16 protein-coding genes are annotated in these 17,579 nt (G+C 63.7%); 8 read left to right on the top strand and 8 right to left on the bottom strand.

The features are described 5' to 3' along the window. Positions 1-46: 46 nt before the first annotated feature. The gene (locus tag ACFVBH_RS26665) at positions 47-541 is read right to left on the bottom strand and encodes a DUF6764 family protein (protein WP_379005559.1); all 495 of its coding nucleotides are present in this window, start codon (positions 539-541) and stop codon (positions 47-49) included. A 331-nt stretch (positions 542-872) separates the two neighbouring features. Between ACFVBH_RS26665 and ACFVBH_RS26660 the strand changes: the two genes are divergently transcribed. The 3 genes from ACFVBH_RS26660 (at position 873) to ACFVBH_RS26650 (ending at position 4,207) form a co-directional block, all read left to right on the top strand. Continuing rightward, positions 873-1,760 carry a MerR family transcriptional regulator gene (locus ACFVBH_RS26660; protein ID WP_354987920.1) on the top strand — a complete coding sequence of 296 codons (888 nt, stop codon included), beginning with the start codon at positions 873-875 and terminating at the stop codon, positions 1,758-1,760. Positions 1,761-1,807: 47 nt separating this feature from the next. After that, a complete protein-coding gene (locus ACFVBH_RS26655; RefSeq protein ID WP_354987919.1) occupies positions 1,808-2,248 on the top strand; it encodes a BLUF domain-containing protein in 441 nt (146 codons plus the stop codon). Positions 2,249-2,590: 342 nt separating this feature from the next. After that, complete coding sequence (locus ACFVBH_RS26650; RefSeq protein ID WP_379005556.1) at positions 2,591-4,207, top strand: ATP-binding protein; 1,617 nt, start codon at positions 2,591-2,593, stop codon at positions 4,205-4,207. A 27-nt stretch (positions 4,208-4,234) separates the two neighbouring features. Here the strand turns inward: ACFVBH_RS26650 and cynS are convergent, their stop codons facing one another. Together cynS and ACFVBH_RS26640 are read right to left on the bottom strand one after the other, a co-directional pair. Beyond that, the gene (gene cynS, locus ACFVBH_RS26645; protein WP_354987917.1) at positions 4,235-4,705 is read right to left on the bottom strand and encodes a cyanase; all 471 of its coding nucleotides are present in this window, start codon (positions 4,703-4,705) and stop codon (positions 4,235-4,237) included. A 29-nt stretch (positions 4,706-4,734) separates the two neighbouring features. Beyond that, positions 4,735-5,313: a carbonic anhydrase gene (locus ACFVBH_RS26640; RefSeq protein WP_379005554.1), complete on the bottom strand. Its 579-nt coding sequence runs from the start codon at positions 5,311-5,313 to the stop codon at positions 4,735-4,737. A gap of 110 nt (positions 5,314-5,423) precedes the next feature. On the opposite strand from ACFVBH_RS26640, the gene cynR reads away from it, so the two are divergent. Continuing rightward, positions 5,424-6,320, top strand: coding sequence for a transcriptional regulator CynR (gene cynR / locus ACFVBH_RS26635; protein WP_379005552.1), 897 nt, complete (start codon positions 5,424-5,426; stop codon positions 6,318-6,320). Positions 6,321-6,611: 291 nt separating this feature from the next. On the opposite strand, the gene ACFVBH_RS26630 is transcribed toward cynR, so the two are convergent. Then, positions 6,612-7,196: a TetR/AcrR family transcriptional regulator gene (locus ACFVBH_RS26630; protein ID WP_379005550.1), complete on the bottom strand. Its 585-nt coding sequence runs from the start codon at positions 7,194-7,196 to the stop codon at positions 6,612-6,614. 126 nt (positions 7,197-7,322) lie between these two features. On the opposite strand from ACFVBH_RS26630, the gene ACFVBH_RS26625 reads away from it, so the two are divergent. After that, the gene (locus ACFVBH_RS26625) at positions 7,323-8,768 is read left to right on the top strand and encodes an MFS transporter (RefSeq protein WP_379005548.1); all 1,446 of its coding nucleotides are present in this window, start codon (positions 7,323-7,325) and stop codon (positions 8,766-8,768) included. Between the two features lie 126 nt (positions 8,769-8,894). On the opposite strand, the gene ACFVBH_RS26620 is transcribed toward ACFVBH_RS26625, so the two are convergent. Further along, a complete protein-coding gene (locus ACFVBH_RS26620; protein WP_379005546.1) occupies positions 8,895-9,734 on the bottom strand; it encodes a hypothetical protein in 840 nt (279 codons plus the stop codon). Positions 9,735-9,746: 12 nt separating this feature from the next. Here ACFVBH_RS26620 and ACFVBH_RS26615 point away from each other — a divergent pair, with 12 nt between their 5' ends. Then, positions 9,747-10,091 (top strand): hypothetical protein, encoded by a 345-nt coding sequence (locus ACFVBH_RS26615; protein ID WP_379005544.1) that lies wholly within the window; start codon positions 9,747-9,749, stop codon positions 10,089-10,091. A 719-nt stretch (positions 10,092-10,810) separates the two neighbouring features. Here the strand turns inward: ACFVBH_RS26615 and ACFVBH_RS26610 are convergent. After that, positions 10,811-12,052 carry a hypothetical protein gene (locus tag ACFVBH_RS26610; protein WP_354987910.1) on the bottom strand — a complete coding sequence of 414 codons (1,242 nt, stop codon included), beginning with the start codon at positions 12,050-12,052 and terminating at the stop codon, positions 10,811-10,813. A 415-nt stretch (positions 12,053-12,467) separates the two neighbouring features. Here ACFVBH_RS26610 and ACFVBH_RS26605 point away from each other — a divergent pair, with 415 nt between their 5' ends. Continuing rightward, complete coding sequence (locus tag ACFVBH_RS26605; RefSeq protein ID WP_379005541.1) at positions 12,468-13,811, top strand: hypothetical protein; 1,344 nt, start codon at positions 12,468-12,470, stop codon at positions 13,809-13,811. A gap of 177 nt (positions 13,812-13,988) precedes the next feature. Here the strand turns inward: ACFVBH_RS26605 and ACFVBH_RS26600 are convergent, their stop codons facing one another. After that, positions 13,989-14,822 carry a methyltransferase domain-containing protein gene (locus ACFVBH_RS26600; RefSeq protein ID WP_379005539.1) on the bottom strand — a complete coding sequence of 278 codons (834 nt, stop codon included), beginning with the start codon at positions 14,820-14,822 and terminating at the stop codon, positions 13,989-13,991. Between the two features lie 345 nt (positions 14,823-15,167). Between ACFVBH_RS26600 and ACFVBH_RS26595 the strand changes: the two genes are divergently transcribed. Further along, positions 15,168-15,842 (top strand): TetR/AcrR family transcriptional regulator, encoded by a 675-nt coding sequence (locus tag ACFVBH_RS26595; RefSeq protein WP_379005537.1) that lies wholly within the window; start codon positions 15,168-15,170, stop codon positions 15,840-15,842. 560 nt (positions 15,843-16,402) lie between these two features. Here the strand turns inward: ACFVBH_RS26595 and ACFVBH_RS26590 are convergent. After that, positions 16,403-17,317: a helix-turn-helix domain-containing protein gene (locus ACFVBH_RS26590; RefSeq protein WP_379005535.1), complete on the bottom strand. Its 915-nt coding sequence runs from the start codon at positions 17,315-17,317 to the stop codon at positions 16,403-16,405. Positions 17,318-17,579: the final 262 nt, after the last annotated feature.

Raw genomic sequence — 17,579 nt, 5'->3', positions numbered from 1 at the left:
CGGCCGTGGCATCGTGCGCACGACGCCACGGCCGACCTCGGTGGAATCAGCCCAGCGAGAGACAACCCTGCAGGGTCTGGAAATCGCCGGCGAAGCCGACGCCGCCGGTGCAGGTCGGTCCCGCCGTTCCGGTGATGGACACCGTCGCGCCCGGACCGGCGATGCCGATCGACAACCCGGGACGAACCCCGACCGCGGTGACGGTCGAGCCCGGTCCGATCGCGATCGCCGCCGGCCCGGTCAGGGTCGCGGCATCCGAGGTGGCGGTGCCGCCACCCTGGGCGATGGCCAGCGACAGGCTGGTCGGATCGGCATCGGCGCTGGCCCTGCCGTCGAGCCCGTAGGCGGCGGCCGCGCCCCCGGTGCTGCTGGCCGAGCACTGGGCGCCCCCGGCGGAATTCGCCGTCGCGGCGGTGCCCGGAGCGGGGCAGGCGGTGGTGTCCGCCGCGGCCTGGGGTGCGTTCAGGAACAGCGCGAACATGATCGGAGCGGCCCCGGCGAGGGTGGCCGCGGTGCGACGGGAAATGGCTGAAGCGTTCATGACGTACTCCTACGAGTGATCACCCCGGCACCGCGCCGCGCGGCGTGATGCGATGGCGAATCACGAGATGTCTTCCAGTCCAAAGGATTCGGTGTGCTTTTCAGGAATGCTCCGCACCCGTCCGGGTGCGTTCGGTGTTTTCCACCCTAGCTCAATTACGATGCAAAAACGATGCATCAATCCCGCTTGCTATCGGCTATTCCCCAGCACGCATCCACCGCACAGCGGGGATCCCACGTCCCACCGTGGAATCGACAGCCCCCGCGAGAGATAATCTTCAACGAGCGCTGTCGGCCGTAACAGGCAGCGCACAGCTGGAAGGAGGGGCGTCGTGACCGGTGTCCGCGAGCAGGAGGTGTACCCGGTCCGGGTGGTGGCCGAGCAGCTCGGAATGCCGGTGGCAACCTTGCGCAGCTGGAACCAGCGCTACGGCATCGGCCCCCAGCAATATCGCTCCGGCAGACACCGCCTGTACTCCCGCGCCGATATCGACGCCGCGGCCCGGATGCTCGCCCTGGTCCGCCAAGGCGCCAGCCCCGCCAGCGCGGCCAGAGCGGTCACCTCGGCCCACCCGGTGGCCCGCCCCGCCGAGTCGATCGACGCACTCCTGGACGCGGCGTTCCACCTGGATTCCCCCCGGGTGATGGACCTGCTCGAATCCCACCTCAGACAACACGGCGTGGCCGGCACCTGGGACGACCTCTGCCGCCCGGCGTTCGCACAGATCCTGGCCAGACAGGGGGAGGGGGAAGGCTGCATCGACGTGGAACACCTGCTTTCCTGGGCGGTGGTCAACGCGCTCCACCGTGTCACGCCCGCCCCGAGCCGAGTGGTGTCCGGCGCGGTCATCCTCGCCTGCGCTCCCGGCGAGTTCCATTCCCTGCCAATCGAAATACTCCGGGCGGCCCTCGCCGAAAAAGGCGTACACGCCGACATGCTCGGCCCGAACCTGCCGGCGTCCGCCCTCTCGACGGCGCTCACCCGCCGAACCCGCCGCAGCTCGGTCGTGCTGTGGTCGCAGGCTCCCGACACCGCGGATCCCGCACTGCTCGCGGTGGTCGGTTCATCGGCCCGCATATACCCCGCCGGGCCCGGGTGGACCGGCATCTCCCTGCCGCCCGGCACCCGGGTACTCCAGACCCTTCCCGACGCCGTCACCGAACTGTCCGGGGAGCGGCAGCCGGACAAGCCCGCCGCCCTCGCGGATCGCACCGGCTGACCGACGCGCACGCACGGCCCGTTTCGAAGCTGTGCTAAAGATTGGCCATGCCCTATTCGCTCACCTACTCCAGCACGGCCTGTTTCGTCCTGAGCGAGACCGAGGTGGGCATCCTGCTCGGGCGGGCCCGGGAACTCAACGCCGCGGCCGATGTCACCGGCCTGCTGGTCTACCTGCTGTGGGGCGACGACAGGGCGGGTTTCGTCCAGGTACTCGAAGGCGAACAGGACGCGGTGGAGGAAACCTACGCGCGGATCTGCCGCGACGAGCTGCACCGGGATCTGACGGTGGTGCAGCGGGGTGCGGTCGCCGGGCGGCGGTTCTCGGGATGGTCGATGAAGTTCACCCGGCTACAGCACCAGGAGATGCCGCAGGTGACTCCCGGACGCACCGTTGCCGAGGACATGGGGGACCCGCTCACCGACCCGGCGGCCGCGTTGCGGGTAATCGCCGCGGATGGTGACCCGCACAGCGACACAGGTGTGTAGCAGCGGCCGAGCCGGGACGGCCCGCCGAGGCTTCCGCATCGAGAACGACGCATCCGGCGCGACCGCGTCGCCGAGGTAAAGCACCGGTCATGGGGTTGTGGGACACAGGATTTCGACAGAGGTCCGTATCCGGCCGGCCCGGTGAGGTGTGATCGACAATCCCTGAGCGCGGGGCCGGTGACCCACGGTTCGTATCGGGACGCGAATCCTGGCCATCCGGCGTGGTCGGCGAGTCGCGTCCACCGGTGGACCGGAAACGTTCCTCGTAAGTCCGGACGATTGGCAGTATGGCTCAGGGTCCTGTACCTGTTGCCTGACCGCCCCGGCACGAGAAGAGCACCGATGAGCACACCCGCGACACCTGCGAACTGGATTCGGCGTTGGCGGGTGCAGTCGTGGTTCGGACTGGTGCTGCTGGCAATGGTGCTGGTGGTGGGGGTCGGCGCGGTCCTGTCGGCGGTCGCCACCTCGCACACCGCCCGGGTGTCCGACCGGATCAACAAGCAGATCCAGCCCGCTGTCACCGAGGCCTATCGGCTCCAAGGTGCGCTGGTGGATCAGCAAACGGGGGTTCGGGGATACATCCTGGGCGCGGACCCGGTGTTCCTCGAGCCGTTCACCGTCGGCACCCAGGAACAGACGCGAGCCACCGAGCGCTTGCGGAACCTGTTGCAGGGCAGAGCCGATCTGCTCGCCGGTCTCGACGCCGTGGAGCGGTCCGCGGCGGCTTGGCGGCGTGATTACGCCGAACCTCGGATCGCCGCGGTGACGCCCGGCGCACCGACGCCGGTGGACACCGCGACGATCAACCGCGGTCAGGCCGCGTTCGACAGGCTGCGCGACGACTTCGCCACCCAGAACGCCCAACTCGCCGCCACCGAGCGGGCCGATCGCGCCGACCTCGTGCACAAGCGCACGGTGCGCGACGCCACGCTCGCCGGAATGCTCGTGGCCTTCCTGATCACCACCGTGATGCTGACGGTGCTGGTGCGCCGGCTGGTGGTACGCCCGCTCACCGCGCTGGAAAAGGCGTCCCGCCGGGTCGCCGACGGCGACTTCGGGCATCGGATCACCGTGCAGGGGCCCACGGAGGTCTCGAACATGGCCGGGGCGGTGGAGTCGATGCGCGAGCGCATCGTCACCGAACTAGAGTCCGCGCGCGTCAAGGAGATCGCGCTGGCCGACCAGGCCGCCGATCTCGACGCGCAAGCGGCGGAGTTGCGGCGGTCCAACGCCGAACTCGAGCAGTTCGCCTACGTCGCATCGCACGACCTCCAGGAGCCCCTGCGCAAGGTGGCCTCCTTCTGTCAGCTACTGGAGAAGCGGTACGGCGACCAACTCGACGATCGAGCCAGGCAATACATCGGATTCGCGGTCGACGGCGCGAAGCGGATGCAGGTGCTGATCAACGATCTGCTCACCTTCTCCCGCGTCGGCCGCGTGAACGAGCACATGGTGCCGACCGACCTGGGCCGCGCCCTGGACAAGGCCCTGGCCAACGTCTCGACCGCCGCCGACGAGGCGGGGATGCGCCTGCACCGCCCCGAGCGATTGCCCGAACTGGTCGGCGACCCGACCCTGCTGATCATGCTCTGGCAGAACCTGCTGACCAACGCCATCAAGTTCCGCCGCCCCGACCAGGAACCCACGATCACGATCGACTGCGAACCCGAACCCGGAGACACCCCCGGTTGCCGGGTGAGCTTCTCCGACAACGGCATCGGGATCGCCCCGGAATTCGCGGACAAGGTGTTCGTGATCTTCCAGCGCCTGCACAGCCGGGACGAGTACAGCGGCACCGGCATCGGATTGTCCCTGTGCCGCAAGATAGTCGAGTTCCACGGCGGCAGGATGTGGATCGACACCGAGTACACCGGCGGCACGCGGTTCGTGTTCACCCTCGCCACCTCCGACCGGCTCGAGCCCGTCGGCGCGGTGAACGGGGAGATCCGGTCGTGAGTGTCCCCGTGTCGGACCTGGTTCGGATCAGAAGGGTTTCGTCGGCAGGTACTTGCCGTCGAGGGTGATCACCGCACGTTCCCCGCCGTCCGGATCGGCGACCTTGTCCACGCTGAGCCGGAAGTTGATCGCGCTGATGATGCCGTCACCGAACTGTTCGTGGACCAGCGCCTTGAGCGTGGTGCCGTAGACCTGCAACATCTCGTAGAAGCGGTAGATCGTCGGATCGGTCGGCACGCCACCGGGAATCGAGCCGCGCACAGGAATGGCCTGCAACGCCGCGGCGGCGTCGGAGTCCAGCTCGAGCAGCTCCGCCACCGCGACGGCGGCCTGTTCGGGTAGCGGATGCTGACCCAGCAGCGCGGCGGTGGTGTACGCGACCGACAAGCCCGAGACGTCGGCGATCTGCTGCCAGGACAGGTTCTTGGTGATCTTGGCCGTGACCGCGGCCTCGGTGACGGCGGCGCGTGCGGCGGGGGTCAGATGGGCGTGAATCATGATGTGTTTCTCCTTGTGCTGGTGGGATTTCAGGCCGCGATCGGATCGATCGCGCCGGTGGGGATGTCGAAGACCCAGCCGTGCAGGGTCAGGTCCCGCTCGATCCGCGCGGCGGCGACCGAGGGGTGGGTGGCCAGGTTCGCCAGCTGCGCGGCGACGTTGTGGCGCACCAACTCCGGCACGCTCGGCGCACCTCCGTGCGAGCGCATCCGCGCCATCGCGGGGTCGGCGTGCCGCAGCCATCGGGCGACCGCGGGTACCGCGCTCAGATCGTGGTCCTGGGCCAGGGCCGTCATCGCGCCGCACGCGGAGTGCCCGCAGACCACGATGTCGCTCACCCCGAGCACCGACACCGCGTACTCGATGCTCGCGGTGACCCCGCCGATCTCGGTGGGGGAGTAGGCGGGAACGAGGTTGCCCGCGGTGCGGATGACGAACAGGTCACCGGCGTCGGCGGAGGTGATCAGTTCGGGCACCACCCGCGCGTCCGAGCAGCCGATGAACAACGCGCCCGGGTGGTGGGCGCCGGCCAATCGCTCGAACAGTTCGGCCTTGCCCGGAAAGATCTCGTGCTGGAAGCGCTGGACACCCTCGCTGAGGTTGTTCACGGCCTCTCCTTCGCTGTCTCGGATCGATACAACAACTGTGTATGACCACTGTCTATAGAGTCCAAGACTTGCTATCGATCGTCTCGATCGATGCTGTCTATACTTGCGCGATGGCCCCGGAAATCCGCCATCTCCGCTACCTGCTCGCGGTGGCCGAGCACGGCAACTTCACCCGCGCGGCCACCGACCTGCACCTGTCCCAGCCCACGCTCTCGCAACAGATCCGCCAGCTCGAGCGCATGGTCGGCACGCCCCTGCTGGACCGCAGCGGACGCGCGGTCCGCCTCACCGACGCGGGGGAGCTGTACGCACGCCACGCCCGCGCCGCGCTGAGCGAGCTGGACGCCGCCGAGCGCGCGGTCCGCGATGTCGAAGACCTCACCCGCGGTCACCTCCGCGTGGCGGTGACCCCGAGCTTCACCGCCTACCTGCTCGGCCCGCTCGTGGCCGAGATGTGCGAGCGCTATCCCGGCGTCAGCGTGGACATCCGCGAAACCAGCCAGGACGCCATCGAATCCGCCCTGCTGGGAGACGATCTCGACCTCGGCATCGCCTTCGCCGGAACCCACCTGCCCGGGATCGACGCCGAACCGCTGTTCGCCGAGTCCCTGAACCTGGTCCTGTCACGCACTTCGAACACCCCCGCATCGGTCCCGGTGGCGGCCCTGTCCGGCTTCGATCTGGCCCTGCTCAACGCGGACTTCGCGACCCGCGCACACATCGACACCTACCTTCGCGAACACGCGGTGACCCCGTCGATCTCGGTGGAAGCCAACTCGATTCAGGCGGTGATCGAGATAGTCACCCGCACAACCCTGGCCACGGTGCTGCCCGACGCGATCACCCGCGAACACCCCGACCTGACGGCGGTCCCGCTCGACCCGCCCCTGCCCACCCGCACCGCGGTCCTGCTCCAGAGGTCAGGCGCCTATCGGTCCGCGGCGGCGCGGGCGTTCCACCGGCTCACCGCTCTGCGGAGACCGGCAATCGATCCAACGTCGCAATAGCGTTCCCCGGCAACGGAATACGTATCTCGACTGCCACTTTCGGTCGTCAGGCCGCCTCTGTCGGTCGCCAACGCCGCCGATCCACTGCGCGGCTCGGACTCGAAGCGATGAGCTGTCTTTCGGCGTCTTGTTTAGATCAAAAAATAGAACTATGCGCATTTATGAATTTAATCTCGCTGATGTCATACACCTGAACTCCGGTACCGAGCTATACCCGGACCGATCCCATCACCTTCTCGGCCCCAGACCAGGGAGGTCCGCCGCTCGAGGTCGGCCGGGCGAGTCGCCCGATCAGTGCCCGTCGGCGGCGGGTGCGGTGCGCAGCCCGTCGAGTGTCACCGCGATGAGGCGTTCGGCCGCGTCGGGAGTGGTCTCGCAGGCGACTCCAATTCCGTGCCCGAATCGGAGCAGGTCGCGAGGCTCGATGTCGGTGCGGATCGCGCCCGCGTCCTGGGCTGCCTGCAGCAGGGTGGCGGCCGCGCCGACGATCGCGGTGCGGCACAGCTGGAAGGTCGGGGTGTTGTGATCCATGCCGGCTTTGAGGGTGGTGGCCAGGACGCGGTTGTCCATCACCCATTGCACCTGTTCGCGCAACCAGTACTCGAAAGCTGTAGCGGGGGAGTGTTCTTCGAGCAGCTCATGAGCGCGCTGGCTCAACTGCTCGATGCTGGAACGGTAGACGGCTTCGATCAGGGTCTCGCGATTGGGGAAGTGGCGGTAGAGGGTGCCGATGCCGACGCCCGCCCGGCGCGCGATCTCCTCCAGTGGCGCGTCCGGGCCCTGTTCGGCGAATGCCTGCTGAGCGGCCGTCACGATCCGCTCGTAGTTGCGGCGCGCGTCCGCGCGCATCGGCTTCTCCGTCGGCGGTGCTCCCACGAACCCTCCACTAGAAAACGGATGGACCCTCCGGATAGGCTTGCGTAAATGGAGGAGCCCTCCATATGATAGCTCTATCGTAAGCGGAGGATACCTCCGTTTGATTCCCATTCGATGGAGCTTCCCTTGTCGACCACACTTTCTTCGAACGGCGCTGCCTCCGGGAGCCAGGTCGTTGTCCCCGAAAATCGGGGATCCCGGTCCGGCATCGTGCTGGCCGTCCTGCTGACCTGCCAATTGATGATCGTCCTGGACATCACGGTGATGAATGTGGCGCTGCCGCGCATTCAAGCCGATCTGGATTTCAGCCCGACCAGCCTGTCCTGGGTGATGAACGCGTACACCCTGGCCTTCGGCGGATTGCTGCTGCTGGGCGGGCGCGCCGGGGACCTGTTCGGTCGCCGCACGCTCTTCCTCGCGGGCGCGACCCTGTTCACCCTGGCCTCGCTCGCGGGCGGTTTCGCGCCCTCGGCGGCATGGCTGCTCATCGCGCGGGTTGCCCAGGGTGTCGGCGCGGCCATGGCGGCGCCGAATACGCTCGCGCTCCTGACCACCACCTTCCGCGAACCCAAGGCTCGAATTCGCGTGCTGGCGTTGTTCTCCGGCATGTCCAGCGCCGGTTTCGCCATCGGCCTGATCGTCGGCGGCCTGCTCACCGAATGGCTGAGCTGGCGGTCGGTGCTGTTCATCAATGTGCCGTTCGGCCTGGCGGTCATGGTGCTCGCGCTGCGCTACCTGCCCAGAGTCGACCGCCAGCAGGCACACCTGGACCTGCCCGGCGCGATCACCGCCACCACCGGTGTGACCGCCCTGGTCTACGGGTTCATCAGTGCCGCATCGCACGGCTGGGGCAACGCGACCACCGACATCTCCCTGGCCGTAGGCGCCATCCTGATCGCCGCCTTCCTGCTGATCGAGTCCCGTGCGGCCCAGCCCCTGTTGCCCCTGCGCCTGTTCGCCGACCGCAATCGTGCCGCCGCCTACGCCAGCATGTTCCTCGCGCCCATGGCAGGCATGTCGATGTTCTTCTTCCTCACCCAGTTCCTGCAGGACGTGCTCGGATTGAGCTCCCTGGCAACCGGTTTCGCGTTCCTGCCGACGGCGGTCCTGATGTTCGCCATGATCCGCACGATCCCACGCCTGCTGCCGCGCTTCGGCCCGAAGCCCCTCGCCATGACCGGCAGCGCGTCGATGGTCGCAGGCCTGGCCCTGCTCACCCAACTGACCGCCGACAGCGGCTACTTCCCGCTGCTGTTCGTCGCGATGATTCTGCTGGGTTTCGGCCTCGGCCTGGCGGTTTCACCCCTGAACGTCATCATCATGTCGAATGTCGAACCCCACGAGGCAGGCGCGGCCGGCGGCGCTCTACAAACCCTGCAACAAACCGGCGCGGCCCTGGGCCTGGCCATCCTGGTCACGATCTTCGGCACCGCGTCCCGCGCCGCCGGCGGCACGGCACAGCACGCCCTGGTGGGCGGGATGACCACCGCCTTCGCGGCCGCGGCCGCGATCGCGACCCTGACCTTCGTCGTCGCCCTGACCTTCCGAAACCTCCAACCGGTTACCCGATGACACGTGGGAAGATTCCGACGAGTGAGGCCGGTCGAACTGTCGACGCACTCGCCCGCACCTGCGCGGCTCCCGGCTCCCTATCGACGCGTGACGATCTCTGTATGGCAAACCCGACTGCTCCCACCATCACGGCCCGGCAGCCAGGTCACTGGTGAACAACTTCCAGGACGATGCCTTGACCTCGCCGTTGATGACATACGGGAATGACATCTCATCACGCAAAGAAAAGACACCACTTTCCTGCAAACGCTCCGCCAGGTTCGCACTCTTCACAGCGACCTTCAATGGCCTATGCTCGCCGACTTCCACCAGATTGTTCGCAAACGTCCCCACCGCATCATTGCCCTCGGTCGAACCGAACGGTTCAAAGAAATAGACAGCCGTGACGTCGTCGGGGAGACAACCCGTGAGGATATCCGTGTTCAGGGTCCGGACATGATGCAACCCCAGCTCTGCCGCGTGCCTATTGGCGAACGCCGCAAAATCGGGTTCGATCTCGATCCCGTACACCCTCTTCGCATCGGTGAACATCCCGAAGAAGTCGATGGCCTTGCCGGTGCCGGAACCGACATCCACAACGACATCACCGGGACCCAGGTTCAACGCCCCCTTGGCCCAGGTCAGATACCTCAGCTCCGAAGGCTCCGGCGGGTACACCTCTTCTCGCCCACCAAAACGCCCTGCAACCTTCGATACCAACCCATCCGCAGCGAACTGCTCCTGCGGCCGATCATCCTTCGGAACGCCATGAAACCTGTATTCCGGCAGGCCCAACACGCGCCCGAATTCACGATCTGCCTGCTCATGGCGTCCTTGAGACACCAGCGCCACGAGCTCGTCCCGCCACCTTGCCCGCGCAGCAGCCCGCTGTACCGGATCCTCGTCGAAGAACAGGGACTTCCGCCTCGCGTAGAACGGGTCATTGCTGACTACTGCATCCGGCCCCCGCGAACCGGCGCCGAACATAGAGCCAATGTCATGTACGAGCCGCCCATCCACCTGCTCGACTTGTTCCAGAATTTTCCGTACCTCGCGCGGAAATTCAGCATGCGTTTTGATGATCTGTGGGATCGCCTTCTGAACAATCGCCTCAGCAATGCGTTTGGCCGCCTGCAGCATTTCGGCGACGAGCGAACCACTACGAAACCCGTCCATCAAAATTTTGCTGCCCCTATTGCCGAGCCGTCAACCTTCCAAGACGACGACAGCGCCCTCGACCTCTTCGAGATCCGAGCCGCACGGGTCTGGCAGTTGATGGCGGTGTTCGCCGGTAACGAGGACGCCGAAGAACGGAACAGCGGTAATGGCCCCGCGACCCTATGACAGATTCTGCCGGAAATGTCCCGAGCTTGGTGGACGATCCCCCCGTCCTCAATCGAGGTAACGAGCTTGATCAGGTCCTCCTATATTTCGGTATCCTTGCCGGGCGAGCACAACCGTTGCCGAGGCGACGCCGGTGGCAGGACTCTACTTTGTCGTCGGTGGTGCGACCGGCCAGTCCCACCACCACTGACGGGTGTGCTCACCGACTGGACTCAGGTCGGCTGAGCGCGCTCGGTACCTGTCGCGCCGAGGTCTATATGCGATCTCGGTCCTGCTGTGTTAGAACACTTTTTGATAAGAGAAACCCACCTCTTGTGTCGATACACGGCAGGGAAGGTATGCGGGGTGTTCATGTGCACGAGGCCGGGTGGCGAGGATTCGTACAGATTGACATAAGATAGATTATCGGCACTTGTATGGCGTTGGGTGGCAACTTCTTTCGCGGTCGCAACCGAGGATTCCGGTGGCTGACGGGTTGAGGGTCGGCTTGGGACTTGCTGTCGGTTCGGGCCGCTCTGCCGACACTCACCGCTGTGCGCCGATGTAGGTCATTGCCCTCGCTCGGGAACCTTGACCGAATACGTCACTGTGACGATTTGCTCTGTGCAAGAGAGCAATCCGTTCCTGCGCACGACAGAATATGTCAACCGTGCATCGCCCGGTACTAACCCGGAGTCGGCAAGCAACCCCGATGTGACCGGCGGTGGTGTGATCTTGGATCAACTCGTCCCGTTGTCGAACCAGGGCGTGGTACTTATCGCGCGTGGGGGGCTGGGTGGTTGTAGGGACGAAGCTCCCCTCCATGCAACCGTCACAGATAGGGAGGCGAATGCGAGAGATACGAGGAACATCGGCCGCTCGCCTACCCAGCCTTGTGCCCAACCTTGGATCATTGTTCCCGCAGCTACACCCAAGCCGGCGCTGGTAGAGATCCAGGCCAGAACCAGCGTGATCGACCTTCTGTGGCTAATCTGCTCGGCTAGTCCGGTGAGAATTGCCATGGCGGGTGCCATGAAGGTCCCGCCGATAGCCAAGAGAACGGTCAATTGGGTCAGGTCTCGGACAACCGTCAGCGGGAGCAACGCAACCCACACAATCGTCACTGCGACAACGAAACGGCGATAGTTGGCGCCCGTATCGCGCATCGCGCCATAGACCATACCGCCGATCGCGCTGGTCGCTGCCCAGAGCGCCAACGCAAGCAAGCCGATCTGCTCATGCCCTTCCATTGCTGCGAACGCCAGGACGGCAACGTCGAGGGCACCCAACATTCCGCCGAATCCGAATGAGGCCACAAACAGTATCGGCATGCCCCGCACCAGTATAATTACGTTCTGCTGACGAGGGGCCAAGAGATCGATGGGTGGTTCGGTGCCCGGTTGCGCTGCCAGCCAGAGCATGCCGATCAGGTTTATCGTGATCACGATCGGAAGTCCAACGTAGGGATTGATCAGGTTGAGAAAACCCATGGCTGGAGGCCCGGACGTGAACAGGACCTCTTCGAGTGAGGCTTCCAACGAATAGGCGACTCCCAGCGAAGGTGTCTTTGCGTGCAAAATGGTCCATCGTGCCCGAACCATGGCACCAGCCGGGGGGATGCCCGCACCGGTGATGGCAGCCGCCGTGATGAGGTCCAAGCCCGATGAGTCCGTCGAGGTGAACAACAGGATTCCGAAGGAACCTACTGCCAGGACCGTCGCAGTGCGGTGCAAAACCCACCGTTGTCCGCGAAAATCGGCGATTCTGCCCCAAAATAAACCACCCAACGCGGCACACACCATGTACACACCACATGCGAAGCCGGCGAAGGCATAACCGCCGCGGGTCTCTGAAATCAACTGCAGGATCCCCAAACCCACAGTTGAGAGGCTTGCTCGCGCCATCACGCCAGCAGCCACCAGCGCTCGAGCGCCCGCAGGAGCGAACACACGCCGATAGTTGTCCCAGGCGAGCAAGCTCATCGCGCTCCCCCAGGCTGGCCGCGCCTATCGATATACACAGTGGGACGACGCGTACTCAGATCCATTGATGTATCCCGTGCTCAGGGGCCCGGCTTCCGGTTGCGCTTGTCACTAAACCCCAGAGACCTCTCTCGAAAATGGGTCAAATTCTTTTGGACTATAGCCAGTCTCGATGCCTGGCTTCGTGGTTGGGAACAGTGCGCAAGCTTGTGCGCGCCGCAACGAGTGCCTGCTGTAGTCGTGGCGGCCGTCGGCGCTGTGCTCGCCAACGGCGTAGACCCTCAGTAGTGGGAATAGCGGCATTGCCCCCGGAGCGATTCGCACTTAACCTATCTGGCGGCCGGTTCAGTAGTCGTCCACGAGTTGCCTTGGCAATTTCGTCAATTGGCCGAGCGCTCCGTCAGAGATTGGTGATATGGAACCCCGCGAACAGGAAAAAGTTCGAACCCTTTCAGCGGCCGGATGCCTGGGAGTGGAATACGCGCATATCTATACCGATGAGAGCTTTTCATTGCAACACTTACGTGGCATTGCAGAGCTTCATAGAGGGTCGATCGGTAGCGACGCCGTAAAGATAGTGCTTGTTGATGACTACAGCACGGACGTCCCCATCGAGGAATTCGATATGGCCGAATTCCTTCAGCAGCTCGATCTAAACCAAGCCCGACCTGATGTCGTGGTTCTCGAATCGGAGCTGGTTAAGCTGTGCTCGAAATTGGTCAAACTTATTGGCAACCGAAGGCTCGAACGCGGCATCATTGCCTACCGGCGGACACGCGGAAAATATCCGTGCTCACTTTTGATTGCCACCTGGTATATGCTTAGACTGGGTGTCTTCGGCCGACCCGCGATATCGTGTGTTCACGGCACCGCGGACAAACTCTACACACCTCGGCTGCTGACCATCCTGCCTGATCGATTCATCACGCCCGAACGGCAGGCTTTGGACATTATCCGCGCCACCCCATATGCCTGGTTGATTGACCGCATCGACCACATATACTTCTCTCATCTACCGGATGTTAAAAGTGACTGGGACGAGTTTGACGCTGAGGAATACGTCGAACGTAACTACGGTCGCAAAATCCTTTCCGAGGATCGCGAAATCATAGATTTCGTCATCAACACGCTGCAAGAAATGAACATCAAGCCCGGTAGCATGCAATCAGTAGCTGATGTTGGATCCGGACCGAATTTATATCCGGCGCTCATGGTGAGCCCGTTCATCGCCAACGATGGCCGTCTGGAACTGATCGATGTCGCTGCACCAAATCTCGAATATCTACGGCGGATACTCGATAGCCATGACGACGAGCAACAGGCTAAATGGAGGCTCTTCGAGGAACATATTCGGTCTCTAGGGGTCCCTGCAGACCTGCAAAAGGTAAAATTTCTGTCGTCGGTGAGACGTGGGAGCATCTATGAACTTCAGCCGAATCGATACGACACCGTGCTATCGTTCTTCGTCAGCGAATCGATTACGGACGACGAGAGCGAGTTCGAAGATTCCGTCGCATCTCTGATGGGCTCAGTGAAAGCGAATGGCTTGTTTATAGTTGCCCACATGCTCGGGTCGCGCGGCTATTTCGCGGGCGAACGAACATTCTTTCCCGCGATTAGCTTGTCGATGGAGCAAATTCAAGAGAACTATGACAAGTATGGGCTCTGTCACTATCGGCGGATCGGTCGTGACGGTCCTGTGCTGATACGCAAAGGCTACGAAGGCATGGCGGTAGTCGTTGGGCGTAAGAATCGATAATACGGAAAAGAGATACCACACTCGCTTCATCAAAGCTGCCCGGTGCCGCACGCATTGCATGTTTTGCCGCCGCGCCGGGTGCGTAGGAACTGACTCAAGGACGGCGCTCTGCTGGCCTGAGGTATCTATGCAGGGACCGGGCCCACATCTTGTGTGGACATATAGACCACTTTTACCTCACGATACTGTTAATGCCAGATCTACCTCGAGAGTCATTGGTGACGCTCCCGCCTCATACCGCAGGTGAAATTCATAGCAGCAGCCGGCCTTCACTTCGATCGGCTCGGCTAGAAATACTACTTGCGGATTCAGGAGGAACTCGGTTGGCTCTTTTCTCAGAAGAGACGGTGTCAGATACAACTGGTACGGAATTCGTACGGCGTTGGCGATCCCGTCTCCTGTTCCCGTAAGTGAACCTCCTGCCGTAATGGACGTAGTGATGTTGTCACGGAAGTCGACATCGGAATATAATGCTTGAGTCGACAGCGTCCGATCACCGGGTAGTGCATGATATCGTGTACCAAACCCGAAGTTCAAGCCGTAAAGCTTCTCCTGCGCAGCAACGAGTTCGATGCCATTGACCATCCGTGTCGGGATCACAGTGCTGTTCGGCTTCAAAAATCGTTGAAGATTAGCCAATATCTGGAGCTGTGGCTCGTAGAAGAATCCGGCACTGATTACTTCGCTGATCAGCACATCCACTGACTCAGGAAGATCGATGGCAGCCGCGTCGCCAGCGACGACGACGATTTGATCGCTCATACCGTTGAGAAGGGCATGGCCCGCGATGACATCCAAGTACTCTTCGTTGATCTCGATGCAGTAGGCCCGTCGAGCGCCAGCGCGCACGGCCAGCATTCCGAGCAGTCCGGTGCCGCTGCCCGCATCGACGACCACATCGCCAGGGCGGACGACCTCGGCAATTGCCCGGCTGAATAGATCAACTCGTTCTCGGTCGTGTAGGCACGCCTGAATATCGAGAGACGTAAAGATTCTCGCGGTGCTCGTCATGGCAACGGATGCTAACCAACGTCCGCCGCCCACGAGTTCCCATATTTGGTGGTACCGCCCGCGTCGAAGTTGACGGTAGCGTAATCGGTTGTGGGACCGCTGAAGACTTCTCTCGATCCAGCTTTCGGCCGACTTTCTCGATTAGGTCCGCCAAGATCGCGTGGTCAGGCATCCTATGGTCGTGGGACGACGGTGCATGACGGAACCGAGTTCTTGCGGACCGGGAAGCAACATCTCGGCGAATAACTCACGGCAACGAGAGTCTCGCGCTCGGCGACGACATATCGCACGCGAGCCGGAGTGCAGAGAACACGCAGCCACCCAAGAGAAGAAAGCACTCGTCCGATGACCGAGGCCAAGCTCACCCGTGCCGCCATAGTCGATGCGGCCATCGCAGTGGCTGACGAATCCGGGATCGACGGAATCTCGATGCGGCGCATCGCCGAACGAATGGGTGCCGGGGCCATGTCGCTGTACCGGCACGTGCCTAACAAGGACGCGCTGCTGGCTGCCATGACCGATGAGGTCTCGCGCCGCAATCCCTACCCCTCCCCTGAGAGCCAGTCCTGGACCTGGCGCGATCGGGTCCAGATTGCCGCCGAGGTGGATTGGTACCTGTACCAGAAACATCCGTGGGTGTTGTTCACGTTCGCGATGCCGCGCTACAACTTTGGCGAACACAGTCTGATCGTACTGAGTTGGCTGGTCGAGGGCTTCACAGGAGATCTCGGGGTTGATGCCAGGGAGGGCACCCGGATGTCGCTGTCGGTCTGGAGCTTCACCGCAGGCGTGGCGCTGCAGCAGGTCAGCGCCCGGCTACTGGTGCACCGTGACGTTGAGCCGGCGGACTGTTCGGGCCTCGGCGCTCTGCTCGCGGGTGCACCGCGCTGGCCGACCCCACCGGCGCTGGCCGAGCTGCACGGCACGGGTGCCGGCAATCTGCTCGAGCCCGAGCACCTGCTCCACACGGGTCTGACCGCGCTCTGCGACGGCTTCCAGGCGTACGCCCGACGCGCCTGACATGGGCGCGTCGCCGCGGATCCTGCTCTTGACCGTCGGGTCGCGTGTCGAGCGTGCGAGCAACCGCCTACCAGCCACTCGCTGACAATCGCAAGCGCCTAACTGCCCGCTGCGGCAATATGCGCCGTGCTCACGAGCTGCACGCGATGCGGCGCTCGCGCAGTGTCGCTCCGACGCGGCTGCTCGCGGCCTAGCCGGTGCAATGATCGATTCCACTCGGGTCGGCGTCCGATACTTCCATACCTATCTCCGGTTCGGAGAGTTGAGCGAAGCGTACTGTGGTCCACGTCGACCACGGCACCTAGGAGCAGCTCGGTTATCGCGATCAAGTGGGCCTGCTCAAGGCTGCGGGAGTATGTGGACCACTAGAGTTTGAACCGCCTCGATGTCGGTCCAGGCGTGGCACAGGTGCGCGCGCTCGATATGGACGACCTGGATCTGGCCAATTTGCCCGGCTTTATAGTTTGCGTTGGCCTACTTTTTCTTGCCGACCTGCTTCACTGTGACAGTCAGCCTGGGTAACAGAGTATTCCGTGACGCTTGCGGCTGCTGTAAGTATTTCAACCGTGCAGTGTCCTGTACTCACCCGGAGTCATGCCGGCTTCCTTCTGGAAGCTTCGATGGAAAGTGCGTTCGGAGGTGAACCCTGATGCCGAAGCGACCGCGGCCATCGACCGCGTGGGAGGTAGGCGTAGTAGGACCTTCGCGTGAGAGATCCTGCGGCGGCGGATTAGGTCCGCCACGCCTTGACCGTCGCCCTCGAACAGGCGGAAGAGAGTGCTGCGTGACATCGCGCACGCCTGGGCGATCTGGTCGGCATTCAGATTCGGATCGGCGTAGTGGCGCTTCACGAACGTCAGGACCTGCTCGCGCATCATCGCCTTGGCCGGCTGGCCGACGACCGGGCGGTCGGTCGACAGCAGGACCAGGGACGACATCAGGTCGCTCGCGTGTTCCCCCAGGACGCCGGCCGCCAGTGGGTCGGCGTCTTCCAAGTCCAGCAGTCCGCGGAAGAAGGTCTCCGCGATGCCGACCGCTCCCACCGCGGGGATCCGGACACCGGTCGGAAGCCTGCCCAGGGGCAATCCGGTTCGGTCGAGGACATCATCGAGTGGCATCTGCACCACGCACAGCCCCCATGCACCTTCGAAGCGCGCGTGCATCGGGCGGGCGCTGTCGTAGAACAGCAATCCACCGGGTGCGTACTCGGCGGTCCTGCCCGCGTGCCGGAGACTTCCCCGGGCGTTCAGGGAGAACGTTGCCCACAGCACCGGTGTCGTCGGATCCTCTGTGCCACGGGCGGTTCGGTGAACATCGTGCTCATCGGCTTCGACCGTGGACACCCGCACCGAGTCGTAGGTTGCGAACCTGATCCGACCGCGGAACGGCGTGGGCTGCGGACGGCTGATGGCGAAGGGAACATACGTACGCGAGAGCGCGTCCTCCCATTGCTCGAACGCTTCGAGGGGCGCCACGCCCGGTGTCGACCGCACTTCGATCGAAGTGTTCGGCACCGCGTGCGCAGACGCCGGCGATAGGCGGGTCGAGCGCTTGTGCCCGACGGGGTTCTCGAGCAGTTGCGGCGCCTTTCATCGATGCTGATGCGTCAGCACTGCCTCCGTGCTCGGAACATACTCCCCGGCAATGCTTCTCACCCGTCCCCCACCGGTCGACAGGTCATAGCATCGTAGCGAACGTGGGCCAATCAACCTTGTGAAACGGGCACTCTCTCTCAGA

The organism is Nocardia sp. NPDC057668 (genome assembly GCF_042799795.1).
Taxonomy (GTDB): domain Bacteria; phylum Actinomycetota; class Actinomycetes; order Mycobacteriales; family Mycobacteriaceae; genus Nocardia.
The sequence above is the reverse complement of the archived record's forward strand: the minus strand, read 5'-3'. Positions and strand labels throughout refer to the sequence as shown.

What these genes read in the sequence shown, in the direction of transcription:
- ACFVBH_RS26665 (WP_379005559.1), bottom strand. Translation starts at nt 541, where the DNA reads ATGAACGCTTCAGCCATTTCCCGTCGCACCGCGGCCACCCTCGCCGGG.
- ACFVBH_RS26655 (WP_354987919.1), top strand. Translation starts at nt 1,808, where the DNA reads ATGCCCTATTCGCTCACCTACTCCAGCACGGCCTGTTTCGTCCTGAGC.
- ACFVBH_RS26650 (WP_379005556.1), top strand. Translation starts at nt 2,591, where the DNA reads ATGAGCACACCCGCGACACCTGCGAACTGGATTCGGCGTTGGCGGGTG.
- cynS (WP_354987917.1), bottom strand. Translation starts at nt 4,705, where the DNA reads ATGATTCACGCCCATCTGACCCCCGCCGCACGCGCCGCCGTCACCGAG.
- cynR (WP_379005552.1), top strand. Translation starts at nt 5,424, where the DNA reads ATGGCCCCGGAAATCCGCCATCTCCGCTACCTGCTCGCGGTGGCCGAG.
- ACFVBH_RS26620 (WP_379005546.1), bottom strand. Translation starts at nt 9,734, where the DNA reads ATGTTCGGCGCCGGTTCGCGGGGGCCGGATGCAGTAGTCAGCAATGAC.
- ACFVBH_RS26615 (WP_379005544.1), top strand. Translation starts at nt 9,747, where the DNA reads ATGTACGAGCCGCCCATCCACCTGCTCGACTTGTTCCAGAATTTTCCG.
- ACFVBH_RS26610 (WP_354987910.1), bottom strand. Translation starts at nt 12,052, where the DNA reads ATGAGCTTGCTCGCCTGGGACAACTATCGGCGTGTGTTCGCTCCTGCG.
- ACFVBH_RS26605 (WP_379005541.1), top strand. Translation starts at nt 12,468, where the DNA reads ATGGAACCCCGCGAACAGGAAAAAGTTCGAACCCTTTCAGCGGCCGGA.
- ACFVBH_RS26600 (WP_379005539.1), bottom strand. Translation starts at nt 14,822, where the DNA reads ATGACGAGCACCGCGAGAATCTTTACGTCTCTCGATATTCAGGCGTGC.
- ACFVBH_RS26595 (WP_379005537.1), top strand. Translation starts at nt 15,168, where the DNA reads ATGACCGAGGCCAAGCTCACCCGTGCCGCCATAGTCGATGCGGCCATC.